We start from the raw sequence: 14,718 nt of genomic DNA on the forward strand, positions 1-14,718 counted from the left end.
TCCGGCAGGATTCCTCTGAGTTGCTGAAGCGTGGTAACTCCAGTTTCCCAGACCTGTCCGGTTGAACAACCTATTGAAACATCACACCTAGGGAAGCGCTGCAAAACGCCCTGCCGTGGTCTGAGCGCGGGTTCGGGCGATCCGCGGCGTTGTCTTCGTTGGCAATCGCTACGGCTCGACGGCAAAAGACGCCTTGCGCATCATCCCGATCCGCGCCCATCCCGCTGGGCGAGGGTTTTGCAGAGCCTCCCTAGGCTGGCGGCCTTTTACTCGTTACAGTGTGGTTTGCCCAGATCAACGCAGGCGCAGAGCAGCATGGCTAATAGCGATTTTTTTGATGTCACCGGCCATATTGGCCAATTGTGGGTTTTTCCCATCAAATCCTGTGCCGGCATCGCCGTGCAAAGTGCGCGCCTGTTGGCGACGGGCCTGGAGCATGACCGGGCCTTCATGCTGGTCGACGGGCGGGGCGAATTCATCTCGCAGCGCGAGATCGCCCGCATGGTGCTGGTGCAACCCGCCATTGCCGACGGCGTGATGACGGTAACGGCCCCCGGCATGGCGGCGCTGGCCGTGGATATGGCATTTGCTGGCCCCGAGCGCACCGTACGCGTTTGGAGCGACCAGGTCTCGGCCCTGCAGGCGCCCGACGCAGTCAATGCCTGGTTCAGCGCGTTTTTGCAGACCGAGTGCACGCTGGTGCGCATGGCCCCGCAAGCCGTTCGCCTGGCCAGCAAGAACTGGACCGGCGGCGCCGATGCGCCCACGCAGTTTGCCGATGGCTTCCCTGTGCTGGTGGTCAGCCAGGCCTCGGTCGAAGAGCTCAACGCGCGCCTGACCCAGGCGGGCGAAGTGCCTGTGGTCACAGAGCGCTTTCGCGCCAATATCGTGGTCGACGGCTTTCAGTCCCATGACGAAGACCGGATCGAGAGCCTGTCGGTACAGCAAGGTGGCCCGGGCAGCCAGCAATGGGCCGATCTGCCGCTGGTCAAGCCCTGTGCGCGCTGTCCCATCCCCGATGTCGACCCGGCCACCGCCGACCGCGGCACCCGCGTGACCGATACCTTGCAGACCTACCGCCACGATGCGCGGCTGGATGGCGCTGTCACCTTTGGCATGAACGCCTATGTGCCTGCCGGCACCGGCGGCGTGCTGCGGGTGGGTGATGCGGTGGGCGGCGCTTTGCAGTTTGACTGAACGCAGCCAAGGGCGCTTCTGCACAACCCTCGTCCACGGAGATGGACGCGGATCGCCTGACTCCGCATGCAGACCAGGGCTGGGAGTTTTGCAGACGCGCCCTATTAATACGCCTGAATTCGCGATTGCGATGCAGTCGGCATAAAATGCCGGGTTTGTCCGAAAGAATAGAGAAAGCACTGCCATGAGCCTCAAATGCGGCATCGTCGGTTTGCCCAATGTTGGCAAGTCCACCCTTTTTAATGCGTTGACCAAGGCAGGTATTGCCGCCGAAAACTATCCTTTCTGCACGATCGAACCCAATACCGGCGTGGTGGAAGTGCCCGATCCGCGCCTGGACCAACTCTCGAAGATCGTCGAGCCCGAGCGCGTCGTTCCCGCCATCGTGGAGTTTGTTGATATCGCCGGCCTGGTGGCAGGTGCCTCCAAGGGCGAAGGCCTGGGCAACCAGTTCCTGGCCCACATCCGCGAGACGGATGCCATCGTCAACGTGGTGCGCTGCTTCGAAGACCCCAATGTGATCCACGTGGCCAACAAGGTCGACCCGATCGCCGATATCGAAGTCATCCAGACAGAGCTGTGCCTGGCCGACCTGGCCACCGTGGACAAGGCGCTGAACCGCTACAGCAAGGCCGCCAAGTCGGGCAACGACAAGGAAGCCGCCAAGGTGGTGTCCCTGCTGACCCCCATCCAGGCCGCGCTCGACCAAGGCAAGCCCGCCCGCATCGTGCCCGTGTCCAAGGAAGATGCACCGCTGCTCAAGCAGTTCTGCCTGATCACCGCCAAGCCCGCGATGTTTGTCGGAAATGTCAGCGAAGACGGCTTTGAGAACAACCCGCTGCTCGACAGCCTCAAGGCCTACGCCGAGGCCCAAGGTGCGCCCGTGGTCGCTATTTGCGCCAAGATCGAAGCAGAAATGTCCGAGATGGGCGACGAAGACCGCGACATGTTCCTGCAGGAAATGGGCCTGGAAGAGCCGGGCCTGAACCGCCTGATCCGCGCTGGCTTCACCCTCCTGGGTCTGCAAACCTACTTCACCGCTGGCGTGAAGGAAGTGCGTGCCTGGACCGTCCCCGTGGGTGCCACCGCCCCCCAGGCTGCAGGCGTCATCCACGGCGACTTCGAGCGCGGCTTTATCCGCGCCCAGACCATCGCCTTTGACGACTACATCCAGTACAAGGGTGAGCAAGGCGCCAAGGAAGCGGGCAAGATGCGCGCCGAAGGCAAGGAATACATCGTCAAGGATGGCGATGTGCTGAACTTCTTGTTCAACGTTTAAGTTCCAGGGCTGGGCACGCAGTGCCCGGCACATCATCTTCTCATTGCGGTGGGTCGGGCATGCATGCTGGCCCCTACGTAACGCTGGGCCTCAGGCGCAAAGGTTCAGAATTCGCGTCACCCGCGCCTGCACCTCCTCATCCCCCTCAAAACGCAGCACCCGGCAGGTGCGGCTTGCCAGCCAGGCTTCGTGGCGGGCGCGGCTGCGGCCAGGTAGCAGGCCTTGATCGTATTGGGCAGACCAAGCCAGAAAATCGGGATTGGCATGGCCATAGCGGGCGATTTCGCGTGCCTCGATGCGGGCCAGTCGCAGGTCGGTGGGGAGGCTGAGGAAGACCACCAGGTCGAAGCTGTCCTCTAATGCCGAGCCCCAGCCGCAGACTGAGCCGGACACCATGCTGCCGGGGTGCGGGGCCAAATAAGCCAGCAGACGCTGCAGCCGCTCTGCCGGATCTACCTTGTGCTGGAACGGCGGGTGGCTGGGCTTCCAGTAAAAATCATCCGCGTCGGCCCAGGCCATGCCGGTGCGAGCAGCCAGTGCCCGGCCCAGGGTGGAGGTGCCGGAGCCCGATGCGCCAACGATGTTGATGCGTTGATGCGCCAGTGGCGCCTGGGTGGTTGCTGCGGGGAACACGGTTTTAAGCACCGGGCCAGAAATGCAGGATGGTCATCGTCATCAGCAAGTAGCGCAAAAATTTGCCAATCGCCATATAGAACACACAGGGCCAGAACGGCAGGCGCAGCCAGCCGGCCACAGCGCACAGCGGATCGCCCACGATGGGCAGCCAGCTGAGCAGGCAGGCCTTGGCACCAAATTTGCGCAGCCAGATGCGGGCCATGCGCTGGTGGCGGCTTTGTTTGTTGGGGGGCGTGGCGGGGATGAGAGGGTTCGCGGGGGCTGCGCCATGGCCGGCATGGCGCAGGCGGCGGGCCTTGTACCAGGCGGTGCGCGCCAGCGCGCCCGTCCACCAACTGATGGCGCCGCCCAAGGTATTGCCGGCCGTGGCCACCAAGATGGCCTGCCAGAACAGATCGGGGTTGAGGTGTAGCAGGCCGGCCACAGCGGGTTCGGACCCAAGGGGCAGCAAGGTGGCCGAGATCAGGGCGACGATAAATACCGTGCTGAGCCCGAACTGCGGCAAGGCCAGCCATGCCAGCAACTGATGAATCCAAGCTTCCATGGCTGCCAGTGTAGCGGCTGGTGCCTGCGTGCCAGCGGCAGCGCGGGCCGGTGTCGTGTCAGCCAAGAGGCCGAAAAATCCCATATGGACAAGCCGTTGCGGCATTGTGGCCTGAGCGCTCACTGCAGCTGTCAGGCGCTGCCCAAGGGTGTCGCCTATTGCGGCACCATCGCTCAATTTTTGGGCATTCCTAAATGTCAAGCGGGTAGATTTGAGGTTTGCTGCTTTTTTAAGCAGTACAATCTGCCCCTTCCCCTCACCACAACAACCAGCACTTCGGTGGCGAAGTGCTCGCTTTTTGCATTCCATGTCCGTTCGCATCGGTCCCTATACTCTGGCCAACAATGTGTTTGTGGCGCCCATGGCGGGCGTGACAGACAGGCCCTTTCGCCAGCTGTGCAAGGCGCTGGGGGCGGGCTATGCAGTCAGCGAGATGGTGACCAGCCGCAAGGACCTGTGGGACAGCCTCAAGACCAGCCGCCGCGCCAACCATGCGGGCGAGCCCGGGCCAATCTCCGTGCAGATAGCAGGCACCGACGCGCCGATGATGGCCGAGGCGGCGGTCTACAACATTGAGCGCGGCGCGCAGATCATCGACATCAACATGGGTTGCCCGGCCAAGAAGGTCTGCAACAAGTGGGCAGGTTCTGCACTGATGCAAAACGAGCCGTTGGCGGTAGAGATTGCCGCTGCGGTGGTGGCGGCAGCTGCCCCCCATGGCGTGCCGGTCACCCTCAAGATGCGCACTGGCTGGAGCGATGACCACAAGAATGCCGTGCAGCTGGCGCGCCAGTTTGAGCAAGCGGGCATCCAGATGCTCACCGTGCATGGCCGCACGCGCGAGCAGGGCTACCGGGGCCTGGCCGAGTACGACACGATCCGTGCCGTCAAACAGGCCGTGTCGGTGCCCGTGGTGGCGAATGGTGATATCACCAGCCCCGCCAAGGCGCGCGATGTGCTGGCCTTGACCGGTGCGGATGCGGTGATGGTGGGACGGGCGGCCCAGGGCCGCCCCTGGATTTTTCGCGAGATCGTGCATTTTCTGCAGACCGGCGAGCTGCTGGCGCCGCCCTTGGTGGCGGAGCTGCGCAGGCACTTGCTGGAGCACCTGCAAGACCACTATGCGCTGTACGGCGAGAGCACGGGTGTGCGCTCGGCGCGCAAGCACATTGCCTGGTATGTGCGCGATCTGCCGGGGGGCGATGCGTTCAGGCGCGAGATGAATCTGATTGAAAACAGTGCGGCGCAATGGCAGGCCGTAGCCGATTACCTGTGGGCCCTGGGGCAGCAGATGGATCGGCTGCCGGGCATGGCGCCAGCACAAGAGGCCAGCGGGAGTGCGATGGCCCAAGCAACAACAACGAGTGATGACTTTGTATGAGTAAGACGACGATTGAGCAGTCCGTGCGGGACAGCCTGCAGACCTATTTTCAGGATCTGGAAGGCGAAGTGCCGGACCGTGTGTACGAGATGGTAGTCCGCATGGTGGAGCGCCCGATGCTGGAAGTGGTGATGAACCACGCCGACAACAACCAGTCGCGTGCGGCCGAATGGCTGGGCCTGAACCGCAACACCTTGCGCAAGAAGCTGGTCGAGCACAAGATGCTCTGATCCCCCAATGATTTCAGTGCTGCTTGCGCCCGCTGCGCAAGCGGCACAAGCCTGTTTCTATCTTTGAAGTGATTGACATGAAAGCCCTGATTTCCGTTTCCGACAAAACCGGTATTGTCGAGTTTGCCCAGGCCCTGCACGCGCTGGGTGTGCAACTGCTGTCCACGGGCGGCACCGCCAAGCTGCTGGCTGACAAGGGCCTGCCCGTGACCGAAGTGGCCGAGGTCACCCGCTTCCCCGAGATGCTCGACGGCCGCGTCAAGACCTTGCACCCGATGGTGCATGGCGGCCTGCTGGCCCGCCGTGATCTGCCCGAGCACATGGCTGCGCTCAAGGAGCACGGCATCGAGACCATCGACTTGCTGGTGGTGAACCTCTACCCGTTTGAAGCCACGGTCGCCAAAGCCGGCTGCACCCTGGCCGATGCCATCGAGAACATCGACATTGGCGGCCCGGCCATGGTGCGTTCTGCCGCCAAGAACTGGAACGATGTGGGCGTGATCACCGCCGCCGACCAGTACGACGCCGTGCTCGCCGAGCTCAAGGCCGCGGGCAAGCTGTCGCACAAGCTGCGCTTTGCGCTGTCGGTGGCGGCATTCAACCGCATCAGCCAGTACGACGGCGCCATCAGCAACTACCTGTCGTCGGTCACGTTCGAAGACGAGAAGCTGTCCGAAGAATACGTGCCTGAGCGCGCCGCCTTCCCCGGCCAGAGCAATGGCCAGTTCATCAAGATCCAGGACCTGCGCTATGGCGAAAACAGCCACCAGCAAGCGGCCTGGTACCGCGATCTGTACCCCGCACCTGGCTCGCTGGCCACGGGCGTGCAGCTGCAGGGCAAGGAGCTGAGCTACAACAACATCGCCGATGCCGATGCCGCCTGGGAATGCGTCAAGAGCTTCGACGTGCCTGCCTGCGTGATCGTCAAGCACGCCAACCCCTGCGGCGTGGCTGTGGGCGCAGATGCTTTCGAGGCCTACTCCAAGGCCTTCCAGACCGACCCGACCAGCGCTTTTGGCGGCATCATCGCCTTCAACCGCGCCGTCGACAAGGCGGCTGCCGAGGCCGTGTCCAAGCAGTTTGTCGAAGTGCTGATGGCCCCTGAGTTCAGCGCCGAGGCGCTGGAGGTCTTCAAGTCCAAGGTCAATGTGCGCCTGATGAAGATTGCACTGCCCGCTGGCGGCAACAGCGACTGGGAACAGGGCCGCAACGCCATTGAGTCCAAGCGCGTGGGCTCGGGCATCCTGCTGCAATCGGCCGACAACCACGAGCTGCAACTGGCGGATCTGAAGGTGGTGACCGTCAAGCAGCCGACCCCGCAAGAACTGCAAGACCTGCTGTTTGCCTGGAAGGTAGCCAAGTTCGTCAAGTCCAATGCCATCGTGTTCTGCAAGAACGGCATGACCATGGGCGTGGGCGCTGGCCAGATGTCGCGTCTGGATTCGGCACGTATCGCGTCGATCAAGGCCGAGGCGGCCAAGCTGTCGCTGCAGAACACCGTCGTGGCGTCGGATGCCTTCTTCCCGTTCCGTGACGGCCTGGATGTGGTGGTGGATGCCGGCGCAACCTGCGTGGCCCAGCCGGGTGGCTCGATGCGCGACCCGGAAGTGATTGCCGCTGCCGACGAGCGCGGCGTGGCCATGGTGTTCACCGGCGTGCGCCACTTCCGCCATTGATGGCCCGGGCAGCGCCTGCGAAGGCGCTGCTGCTCTTCACCAAGCGCCGCGAACCTAACCTGTTCGCCGGCCTGTTTTCAGCGTTGGCCCCCCGGCCGATTCCAGCATGAGCGATTCGCAGCACCAAGACCCCCCTCCCGCCCCCGATTCGGACACCGAACCACCGCGCCGCTCGCGCTGGCTGGGGGTACTCATCGTGGCATTTGCCCTGGTGGTGGGCCTGGGCATGTTCAATATCGGGCGGCTGATCATCCGCCCCAAGGCCGAGGTAACGGCCGCTGACCGCCTGATCGAGGCCAGCCCCCAGTTGCAAAAGGGGCGCGACCTGGTGACCCGCAGCAGCGACTGCATGCGCTGCCACACCATGGAGCTGGATGTCGTGGGTCCGGGGTTCAGAAACATTGCCAAGCGCTATGCGGGCCGCGATGATGCCGTGCCTTATCTGGCCGGCAAGATCCGCGAAGGCAGTGTGGGCGAATGGGGCCGCATCGTGATGCCGCGCCACCCACAGGTCACGCAGGAGCAGGCCGAGCTGATGGCCGCCTGGTTGATGGCGCTCAGCCCCGCGAAGACACCGGCGGCCAACCCACCCTGAATGCTGTCTGAATTTGCTGACCGGCCCGCTTGCAAAGCGGGCTTTTTTGTGCGCCGCCGCAATGCCCGTAGGCGGGGTCTGGAAAGGCCCTGCTTTGTAAAGCAAATCTGCGATACTGCAGCGACATAGACCTGAAGGAGGATGCATGAACTTTCCCGAATATGCTGGCCATGGCGCTGGCTTGACCGAGGCGCAAAGCCGAGGCCAATTCATCAAGGCCGCCTACAGCCATCTGGCGGTGGCCATTTTGGCTTTTGCCGTGCTGTCGTTTGGCCTGTACGCCAGCGGTGCATCGTTTGCCATGCTCAAAATGCTGGGTGTCAGCAAATGGGGCTGGTTGGCCGTCATGGGCGCCTTCATGGTGGTGGCCTGGTTGGCCACCAATGCGGCGGACAATTCGGAAAGCACCGGCGTGCAGTACCTGGCGCTGGGCGGCTTTGTGTTTGCCGAGTCGCTGATCTTTGCACCCATGCTGGCCATGGCCAGCATTGTGGCGCCGGGCTCCATCCAGGCCGCATCGATTGCGACCCTGGCCTTGGTGGCGGGCCTGACCTTCACCGCCTTCACCAGCAAAAAGGATTTTTCCTTCCTGGGTGGCTTCTTGAAGATTGCGGGCCTGGTGGCGATCGGCATCATTTTGGCCGGCGTGGTGTTCGGCTTCAAGCTGGGCATCTGGTTCTCGGGCGCGATGGTGCTGTTTGCCGGCGCTTGCGTGCTGTATGACACCTCGCAGATCATGCGCCACTACCCCGCAGACCGCCCCGCCGGCGCGGCCCTGCACCTGTTCGCATCGGTGGCCATGCTGTTTTGGTATGTGCTGCGCCTGATCATGCAACTGGGCGGCAGCGACGACTGATCGCCAGCGGCAGGCAACAAAAAACCTCGGCATGCCGAGGTTTTTTTTGTGCCCGCCAGATGGGGCAGGGGGCAAGGGCGACGCCTTACAAGGTCTTGAAGACTTCGCGGGCGGCCTCGATGGTGGCCTGGATGTCGGCATCGGTATGCGCGCTGCTGACAAAGCCGGCCTCGTACAGCGCTGGTGCAAAGTAGTGGCCCCGGGCGAGCATGCCGTGGAAGAATTTGTTGAACAGCGGCTTGTCGCTCTTCATCACGGCTTCGTAGTGGCTGGGCAGCTCGGGCAGCAGGAAAAAGCCAAACAGGCCGCCCTGGTGGTCGATGCTGAAGGGGACACCTGCCGCATCGGCTTCCGCCTTCAGGCCGGCCATCAGCTGGCCGGTCTTGGCATGCAGCGCTTCATGGAAGCCCGGTTGGCTGATCAGTGCCAGGGTCTGCAGGCCGCAGGCCGTGGCAATGGGGTTGCCTGACAAGGTACCGGCCTGGTAGACCGGGCCCAGCGGCGAGAGCTTTTCCATGATCTCGCGACGCGCACCAAAGGCGGCCATCGGCATGCCGCCGCCAATCACCTTGCCCAGCACGGTGATGTCGGGTTGGAAGCCGGGAATCTGCTGGGCGTACAGGCTTTGTGCGCTGCCCAGGGCCACGCGGAAGCCGGTCATCACCTCGTCGTAGATCAGCAAGGCGCCGTGCTGTTTGGTCAGCTCGCTGATGCGGCGGGTAAAGGCGGTGCTGGCGCGCACAAAGTTCATGTTGCCGGCAATCGGCTCCATGATCACGCAGGCGATCTGGTCGTCGTACTTGGCAAAGGCCTCTTCAAGCTGGGTAATGTCGTTGTATTCCAGCACGATGGTGTCCTGCACCACATGGCCGGGCACGCCCGCCGAGGATGAGGCACCAAAGGTGGCCAGACCCGAGCCGGCCTTGACCAGCAGCGCATCGGCATGGCCGTGGTAGCAGCCATTGAACTTGATGATCTTGTTGCGGCCGGTGTAACCACGGGCCAGGCGGATGGCGCTCATGCCCGCTTCGGTGCCGGAGCTGACCAGGCGCACCATGTCCATCGAAGGCATGAGCTTCAAGATGGCTTCGGACAGCGCAATCTCGCGCTCGGTGGGGGCGCCAAAAGAAAAGCCTTCCAGCAGCGCGGCCTGCACGGCGCTCAGCACCTGCGGGTGGCCATGGCCCAGAATCATCGGCCCCCAGGAGCCGATGTAGTCCACATACTGCTTGCCATTGGCATCGAACAGATGGGCACCTTGGGCGCGGGCGATGAAGGCGGGCGTGCCGCCTACGGCATTGAAGGCCCGCACGGGCGAGTTCACGCCGCCGGGGATGACCTGGCGTGCGCGTTCGAACAACTGGGCGTTTTTATCAATCGTCATATGGGCTCACAACTAGACTGGCCTTGGATTGTCGGCCAAGCGCCAGCGCGGGGCTGTCAAATCGGTATTCACTGCAGTGGATTGCGCAGGTTCTGGGTGCCGCCAGCCGTGTCGTCGGCGTCCTCTGCGTCTTGCTCGCTGCCGTCTTCGTCTTCCTCGTCATCGGCATGCACCCAGAAGAGGCGGTCGGGAATGGTCTTGCCCATGCCCGGGCGCAGACCGCCTTCGAGGCATTTGTCCAGGTAGGTCATGGCCTCGGCCGTGGCATCGCTGAGCGGCACCTCGGTGGCCAGCAAGGCGGTGAGCGCGGCGCTCAAGGTATCGCCGGCGCCGATGTACTCGGTCTCGAACAGCTCGAACTCGCCGCTGCCGTAGATGGTATCGGCTGAGGCGAGTACGTTTTCCACATGCTGGTCGTGGGTGGGGATGCCGGTGACCAGCACAAAGGGCACGCCATGCTCGGCGGCGGCTTTGGCAATGTCACGCGGGCTGGGGCGGTGCTCGGAGGTGCGGTCAGGCAGCAGCCAGCGCCACAGCAGGCCATAGGCGCCGACCAGCACGGTCACCTGGGGCAGCAGCAACTCCTGGTAGGCGTCCAGGTAGTCGTCGATCAGCTCGCTGTCCCACCAGGCCATGCCCGCCACATAGGCGACCACAGGCACATCGGGGTAGTCGTTGGTTACTTCCGCACACACTCGTACATTCTCGATGGAGCCTAGAAAGCCCAGTTTGATGGCGCGGATGGGGATGTCTTGCAACACGGTCTGGGCCTGCTGCTGCACGGCCTCATCGGACAGTGCATAGAAATCAATGGTGTCCAGCGTGTCGCGGATGAGCGCGCCGGTGACCACGGTACAGGGGTGGCCGCCCATGGATGCCACAGCCAGGCTGTCTGCATTGACACCGCCTGCGCCACTCGGATCATTGGCGTTAAAACACAGGATGCTGGCCGTATCGATGGTGGCTGCCAGCGTGCTTTCACTTGGAAAGGATTCTGGCTGGTTTGTCAAGGAGGATGTCATAGGTCAACGAGATAGGGCACATTGCGGCAGAAATCACCGATAAATCTGTGTTCAAAAGCTACAATCGTTGCATTCTATGTAAAGGCTCTGTAAGCTTTTCAAAATTAGGAGCAGGGACGACGGATGCAGTGTACGCGCTGTGGTGCAAAATGCACCCAAAGCACATGCGGATTCGTCGAAAGAAAAATTGCCATAGGGCGTATGTGTTCAATGCAAACGGGTGGGAGGGGCTTGTCAGCCTTGGCTGCCGCGTGCATTCACATTTCATGACATGCAATGAGGAGGGTGGCCGGTGACAGTTTCCGCAGATAACTTCAAGGTATTGGTGGTTGACGACAGCAATACCATTCGCAGAAGTGCCGAGATTTTTCTGAAGCAAGGCGGCTATGAAGTGCTGCTGGCTGAAGACGGTTTCGATGCCCTCTCCAAGATCAACGATTTCAAGCCGGACATGGTGTTTTGCGACATCCTGATGCCAAAACTGGACGGCTACCAAACCTGCGCCATCGTCAAGCGCAATGATGCTTTCGCATCGACACCCGTGGTCATGTTGTCGTCCAAGGACGGCGTCTTCGACAAGGCCCGGGGACGGATGGTGGGATGTGAAGACTACCTCACCAAGCCATTTACCAAAGATCAATTACTGGAAACCGTCGGACGTTTCGTTGCCGAGCGTTAAGGAGGGGTCGTGCCTATTCAAAAAGTTCTTATCGTTGATGACTCAAAAACCGAATTGATGTTTTTGAGTGATCTGCTTGTACGCCAGGGTATGGTGGTGCGCACTGCGCAAAACTCGGACGAAGCCATGCTGCGTCTGTCCGAAGAACGCCCTGATCTGATTTTGATGGACGTGGTGATGCCCGGACAGAACGGCTTTCAGCTGACGCGTCTGATCACACGCAGCCCGGAATATGCCGATATTCCGATCATCATGTGCACCAGCAAAAATCAGGAGACTGACCGCGTCTGGGGCATGCGCCAGGGCGCGCGTGGCTATGTGACCAAACCGGTGGATCCGGCCGAGCTCAAGGCCAAGATCGAGGCGCTGGGATAAGGCATGGCACAGCGCGAAGACTTGCGAGAGCTGCAAACCCGGCTGGCCGATCGTCTGAGCCAGGCACGCAACCAGACTGCGGTCGGTGCCTCCTGGCTGGCGGTCAAGATCAGCGGCAAGAACTTTCTGCTGCCTTTGAGCCAGTCCGGCGAAGTGCTGGGCTGGAGCGGGGTGGAGCCTGTACCCTACACCAAACCCTGGATGCTCGGCGTGACCAGCATCCGGGGTATTTTGTTGACGGTGGTGGACCTGGCCCGCATGCTGGGCATGCCGGCGGCCCGCAGTGAGCAGGTGTTTGCCAGTGCCTCGGTCGTCGCGCTCAACCCCATGATGGGCGTCAATGCTGCGCTGTTTGTCGAGCAGCTCGAAGGCTTGCGCGGCACCACGGATTTTTCGCGCTCCAAAGACACACCGGCCGATGCGCCGGAATTTTTTGGTGCGCTCTACACATCTGCCAACGGTGAGCAGTGGCAGGAGCTGAATTTGCAGCTTCTGGCCAATGCGCCCGATTTTCTCGATATCACGGTTTAGTGCGGGGCTTCCGCGGCGTCATCCTTTTCAGTATTTGTATGTTCAACAAACTATTCAAACGCAAAGAAGAAGCGGCAGACCCAGGTGTCAGCATCTTCCCAGATGGTGACCAGGTCATGCTGTCCGAAGGCTCCACCGGCGACGGTGCGTCTTCTGCGGCCAAGAGCGCTGGCGCTGCCAATGCTGCACAGGACGACTACATGGCGCAGTTGGTCGAAGGTGAGACCAGTGGCGACGATCTGGTGACCTTGCCGCTGCTGGGCACGGCGCCGGCGGCCAAGCACCAAAAAACGCTGCTGGCCGTGGTGGTCGGTGGTCTGGTGGTGTTCTTTGCGCTGGCGGTCTGGGCTATTTTGCAGTCGCGCACCACGGGCGGCCAGCTGGCTGCCACCAGCCAGGCCCTGACCCAGTCGCAGCGTTTGGCCAAGTCGGTGGGCCAGGCGGTGAATGGTAACGAACAGGCGTTTGCCGAAGTGGCCGAAGCCTCGTCGATTCTGAAAAAGAACATCGACGGCCTGAACGCCGGCTCGGACGATCCCAATATCAAGGCGCTGTCCGGCTCCTACGCCGAGGTGCTGGCGCCGCTGGTGGAAGCCTCTGACCGCACGGCCAGCAAGAGCGACTCGGTGGTCAAGCAAAAGGCCTCCCTGGTGGCCATGAGCAAGGACTTGCAGGCGATTCACCGCAACACCCAGACCCTGCTGGAGCTGAGCGAAGCGGTGGTGAGCCTGAAGCTGCAGCAAGCGGCACCGACGGCAGAAATCGCCGCGGCCAGCCAGTTGGCCATGCTGACCCAGCGTATCGGCAAGTCGGCCAACGACTTCCAAAGTGGCTCTGGCGCCAATGCCGAGGCCGTGTTCCTGCTGGGCAAAGACTTGAACACCTTCAAGGAAATCGTCTCCGGTCTGCTCAATGGCAGCCCTGAGCTGCGCCTGGGCGCTGCCCGCGATGGTGCGGTGCGTGACAAGCTGCTGGAGCTCTCGGCCCAGTACGACATCACCTTGAAGGACGGCTCCTCGGTGCTGAGCAACCTCAAGGGCATCTCGGAAGCGCGCGAGGCCGAAGTCTCGATCCAGTCGGCCAGCGATCCACTGCGCAAGGGCCTGGAAGCGCTGCAGGCCGACCTCAACAGCTGGTCGGACCGTATCTGGTTGTACCTGGTGGGCATTGTGCTGGCCGCGTTGCTGGTGGGCCTGGGTGGCTGGGGTCTGGTGCGTCTGCAGCTGGCGGACAGCTCGAACCGCCGCCGCGCTGCTGAATCGCTGCAGCAAGAAGCGACCCGCCAGGAGCAAGAGGCCAAGCGCCTCAACGATGCCAACCAGGCCGCCATTTTGCGCCTGATGAACGAGTTGCAGTCAGTCGCTGAAGGTGACCTGACCCAGGAAGCGACCGTGACCGAAGACATCACCGGCGCGATTGCCGACTCGGTGAACTACACGGTGGAAGAGCTGCGCATGCTGGTGGGCAGCGTGCAGAACACGGCAACCCGGGTGGCGCAAACCACCTCGACCGTGGATGCCACCTCGACCGAGCTGCTGGCCGCTTCGACCGAGCAACTGCGCGAGATTCGTGAAACCGGCAAGTCCATTTTGGACATGGCAACCCGTATTAACCTCGTGTCTTCCCAGGCGCAGGAATCGGCTTCGGTGGCGCGCAAATCGCTGATGGCTGCCGAGTCCGGTCTGCAGGCCGTGGATAACGCGATCGGCGGTATGAACTCCATCCGTGACCAGATCCAGGACACCTCCAAGCGGATCAAGCGCCTGGGCGAGTCGTCGCAGGAGATTGGTGAAATTACCGACCTGATCTCGGACATTACCGAGCAGACCAACGTGCTGGCGCTGAACGCAGCCATTCAGGCCGCATCGGCCGGTGAAGCCGGTCGTGGCTTCTCGGTGGTGGCCGAAGAAGTGCAGCGTCTGGCAGAACGCTCTGCCGACGCAACGCGCCAGATCTCGGTGCTGGTGAAGGCCATTCAGACCGACACCCAGGATGCCGTGGCCGCTATGGAACGCTCCACCCAGGGTGTGGTGGAAGGGGCCCGTCTGTCGGACAGCGCTGGTACCGCACTGAACGAAATTGACCGCGTGTCCCGCGAACTGGCCGATCTGATTCAACAGATTTCCCGTTCTGCGTCCGACGAAGCGGTGCAGGCCAACGAGGTGGCAGAGAATATCCAGCATATTTTTGCGGTGACGGAGCAGACCAGTGATGGCACCCGTGCCACGGCGCAGCAGGTGCGCGAGCTGTCTCAAATGGCCGAGGAATTGCGCCAGTCGGTGTCTCGGTTCAAGATCGCCTGACCGATGCCTGCTGTTTAATTTTGACCCGCA

The 14,718-nt window shown here is 62.2% G+C and carries 15 protein-coding genes; 11 read left to right on the forward strand and 4 right to left on the reverse strand.

The window, feature by feature from the left end:
• The first annotated feature begins 315 nt into the window (after positions 1-315).
• Together M2375_RS16730 and ychF are read left to right on the forward strand one after the other, a co-directional pair.
• On the forward strand, positions 316-1,197 hold the full coding sequence (locus tag M2375_RS16730; protein WP_259169005.1) for an MOSC domain-containing protein: 882 nt from the start codon (positions 316-318) through the stop codon (positions 1,195-1,197).
• 184 nt (positions 1,198-1,381) lie between these two features.
• Complete coding sequence (gene ychF, locus M2375_RS16735) at positions 1,382-2,476, forward strand: redox-regulated ATPase YchF (protein ID WP_259169006.1); 1,095 nt, start codon at positions 1,382-1,384, stop codon at positions 2,474-2,476.
• 90 nt (positions 2,477-2,566) lie between these two features.
• Here the strand turns inward: ychF and M2375_RS16740 are convergent, their stop codons facing one another.
• Together M2375_RS16740 and M2375_RS16745 are read right to left on the reverse strand one after the other, a co-directional pair.
• Positions 2,567-3,121: a hypothetical protein gene (locus M2375_RS16740; RefSeq protein WP_259169007.1), complete on the reverse strand. Its 555-nt coding sequence runs from the start codon at positions 3,119-3,121 to the stop codon at positions 2,567-2,569.
• The gene (locus M2375_RS16745; RefSeq protein ID WP_259169009.1) at positions 3,114-3,656 is read right to left on the reverse strand and encodes a YqaA family protein; all 543 of its coding nucleotides are present in this window, start codon (positions 3,654-3,656) and stop codon (positions 3,114-3,116) included. The genes M2375_RS16740 and M2375_RS16745 overlap by 8 nt, the downstream gene beginning before the upstream one ends.
• A 307-nt stretch (positions 3,657-3,963) precedes the next feature.
• Between M2375_RS16745 and dusB the strand changes: the two genes are divergently transcribed.
• From dusB to M2375_RS16770, 5 genes are all read left to right on the forward strand, one after another.
• The gene (dusB, locus tag M2375_RS16750) at positions 3,964-5,037 is read left to right on the forward strand and encodes a tRNA dihydrouridine synthase DusB (protein ID WP_259169010.1); all 1,074 of its coding nucleotides are present in this window, start codon (positions 3,964-3,966) and stop codon (positions 5,035-5,037) included.
• Positions 5,034-5,267: a Fis family transcriptional regulator gene (locus tag M2375_RS16755; RefSeq protein WP_021027292.1), complete on the forward strand. Its 234-nt coding sequence runs from the start codon at positions 5,034-5,036 to the stop codon at positions 5,265-5,267. Before dusB ends, M2375_RS16755 begins: the two co-directional genes overlap by 4 nt.
• Positions 5,268-5,344: 77 nt before the next feature.
• Positions 5,345-6,943 carry a bifunctional phosphoribosylaminoimidazolecarboxamide formyltransferase/IMP cyclohydrolase gene (gene purH / locus M2375_RS16760; protein ID WP_259169012.1) on the forward strand — a complete coding sequence of 533 codons (1,599 nt, stop codon included), beginning with the start codon at positions 5,345-5,347 and terminating at the stop codon, positions 6,941-6,943.
• A 106-nt stretch (positions 6,944-7,049) separates the two neighbouring features.
• The gene (locus M2375_RS16765; RefSeq protein ID WP_259169013.1) at positions 7,050-7,538 is read left to right on the forward strand and encodes a c-type cytochrome; all 489 of its coding nucleotides are present in this window, start codon (positions 7,050-7,052) and stop codon (positions 7,536-7,538) included.
• Positions 7,539-7,683: 145 nt separating this feature from the next.
• Positions 7,684-8,394 carry a Bax inhibitor-1 family protein gene (locus tag M2375_RS16770; protein WP_259169014.1) on the forward strand — a complete coding sequence of 237 codons (711 nt, stop codon included), beginning with the start codon at positions 7,684-7,686 and terminating at the stop codon, positions 8,392-8,394.
• 85 nt (positions 8,395-8,479) lie between these two features.
• Here the strand turns inward: M2375_RS16770 and hemL are convergent, their stop codons facing one another.
• Positions 8,480-9,778 (reverse strand): glutamate-1-semialdehyde 2,1-aminomutase, encoded by a 1,299-nt coding sequence (hemL, locus tag M2375_RS16775; protein WP_259169015.1) that lies wholly within the window; start codon positions 9,776-9,778, stop codon positions 8,480-8,482.
• Between the two features lie 68 nt (positions 9,779-9,846).
• Positions 9,847-10,800 (reverse strand): hydroxymethylpyrimidine/phosphomethylpyrimidine kinase, encoded by a 954-nt coding sequence (locus M2375_RS16780; protein ID WP_259169016.1) that lies wholly within the window; start codon positions 10,798-10,800, stop codon positions 9,847-9,849.
• 292 nt (positions 10,801-11,092) lie between these two features.
• On the opposite strand from M2375_RS16780, the gene M2375_RS16785 reads away from it, so the two are divergent.
• From M2375_RS16785 to M2375_RS16800, 4 genes are read left to right on the forward strand one after another with little or no spacing between them, the layout of a single operon-like run.
• Positions 11,093-11,479, forward strand: a complete 387-nt coding sequence (locus M2375_RS16785; protein WP_021027286.1) for a PleD family two-component system response regulator — start codon at positions 11,093-11,095, stop codon at positions 11,477-11,479.
• Positions 11,480-11,488: 9 nt separating this feature from the next.
• On the forward strand, positions 11,489-11,854 hold the full coding sequence (locus M2375_RS16790; protein WP_259169017.1) for a PleD family two-component system response regulator: 366 nt from the start codon (positions 11,489-11,491) through the stop codon (positions 11,852-11,854).
• 3 nt (positions 11,855-11,857) lie between these two features.
• Positions 11,858-12,385 carry a chemotaxis protein CheW gene (locus M2375_RS16795; RefSeq protein ID WP_259169018.1) on the forward strand — a complete coding sequence of 176 codons (528 nt, stop codon included), beginning with the start codon at positions 11,858-11,860 and terminating at the stop codon, positions 12,383-12,385.
• A 38-nt stretch (positions 12,386-12,423) separates the two neighbouring features.
• Positions 12,424-14,688, forward strand: coding sequence for a methyl-accepting chemotaxis protein (locus M2375_RS16800; RefSeq protein ID WP_259169019.1), 2,265 nt, complete (start codon positions 12,424-12,426; stop codon positions 14,686-14,688).
• Positions 14,689-14,718 lie beyond the last annotated feature (30 nt).

Origin of the sequence: Comamonas sp. BIGb0152, assembly GCF_024809975.1 — a bacterium.
Lineage (GTDB): Bacteria > Pseudomonadota > Gammaproteobacteria > Burkholderiales > Burkholderiaceae_C > Comamonas.

What these genes read in the sequence shown, in the direction of transcription:
- M2375_RS16730 (WP_259169005.1), top strand. Translation starts at nt 316, where the DNA reads ATGGCTAATAGCGATTTTTTTGATGTCACCGGCCATATTGGCCAATTG.
- ychF (WP_259169006.1), top strand. Translation starts at nt 1,382, where the DNA reads ATGAGCCTCAAATGCGGCATCGTCGGTTTGCCCAATGTTGGCAAGTCC.
- M2375_RS16745 (WP_259169009.1), bottom strand. Translation starts at nt 3,656, where the DNA reads ATGGAAGCTTGGATTCATCAGTTGCTGGCATGGCTGGCCTTGCCGCAG.
- dusB (WP_259169010.1), top strand. Translation starts at nt 3,964, where the DNA reads ATGTCCGTTCGCATCGGTCCCTATACTCTGGCCAACAATGTGTTTGTG.
- M2375_RS16755 (WP_021027292.1), top strand. Translation starts at nt 5,034, where the DNA reads ATGAGTAAGACGACGATTGAGCAGTCCGTGCGGGACAGCCTGCAGACC.
- purH (WP_259169012.1), top strand. Translation starts at nt 5,345, where the DNA reads ATGAAAGCCCTGATTTCCGTTTCCGACAAAACCGGTATTGTCGAGTTT.
- M2375_RS16765 (WP_259169013.1), top strand. Translation starts at nt 7,050, where the DNA reads ATGAGCGATTCGCAGCACCAAGACCCCCCTCCCGCCCCCGATTCGGAC.
- M2375_RS16770 (WP_259169014.1), top strand. Translation starts at nt 7,684, where the DNA reads ATGAACTTTCCCGAATATGCTGGCCATGGCGCTGGCTTGACCGAGGCG.
- hemL (WP_259169015.1), bottom strand. Translation starts at nt 9,778, where the DNA reads ATGACGATTGATAAAAACGCCCAGTTGTTCGAACGCGCACGCCAGGTC.
- M2375_RS16780 (WP_259169016.1), bottom strand. Translation starts at nt 10,800, where the DNA reads ATGACATCCTCCTTGACAAACCAGCCAGAATCCTTTCCAAGTGAAAGC.
- M2375_RS16795 (WP_259169018.1), top strand. Translation starts at nt 11,858, where the DNA reads ATGGCACAGCGCGAAGACTTGCGAGAGCTGCAAACCCGGCTGGCCGAT.
- M2375_RS16800 (WP_259169019.1), top strand. Translation starts at nt 12,424, where the DNA reads ATGTTCAACAAACTATTCAAACGCAAAGAAGAAGCGGCAGACCCAGGT.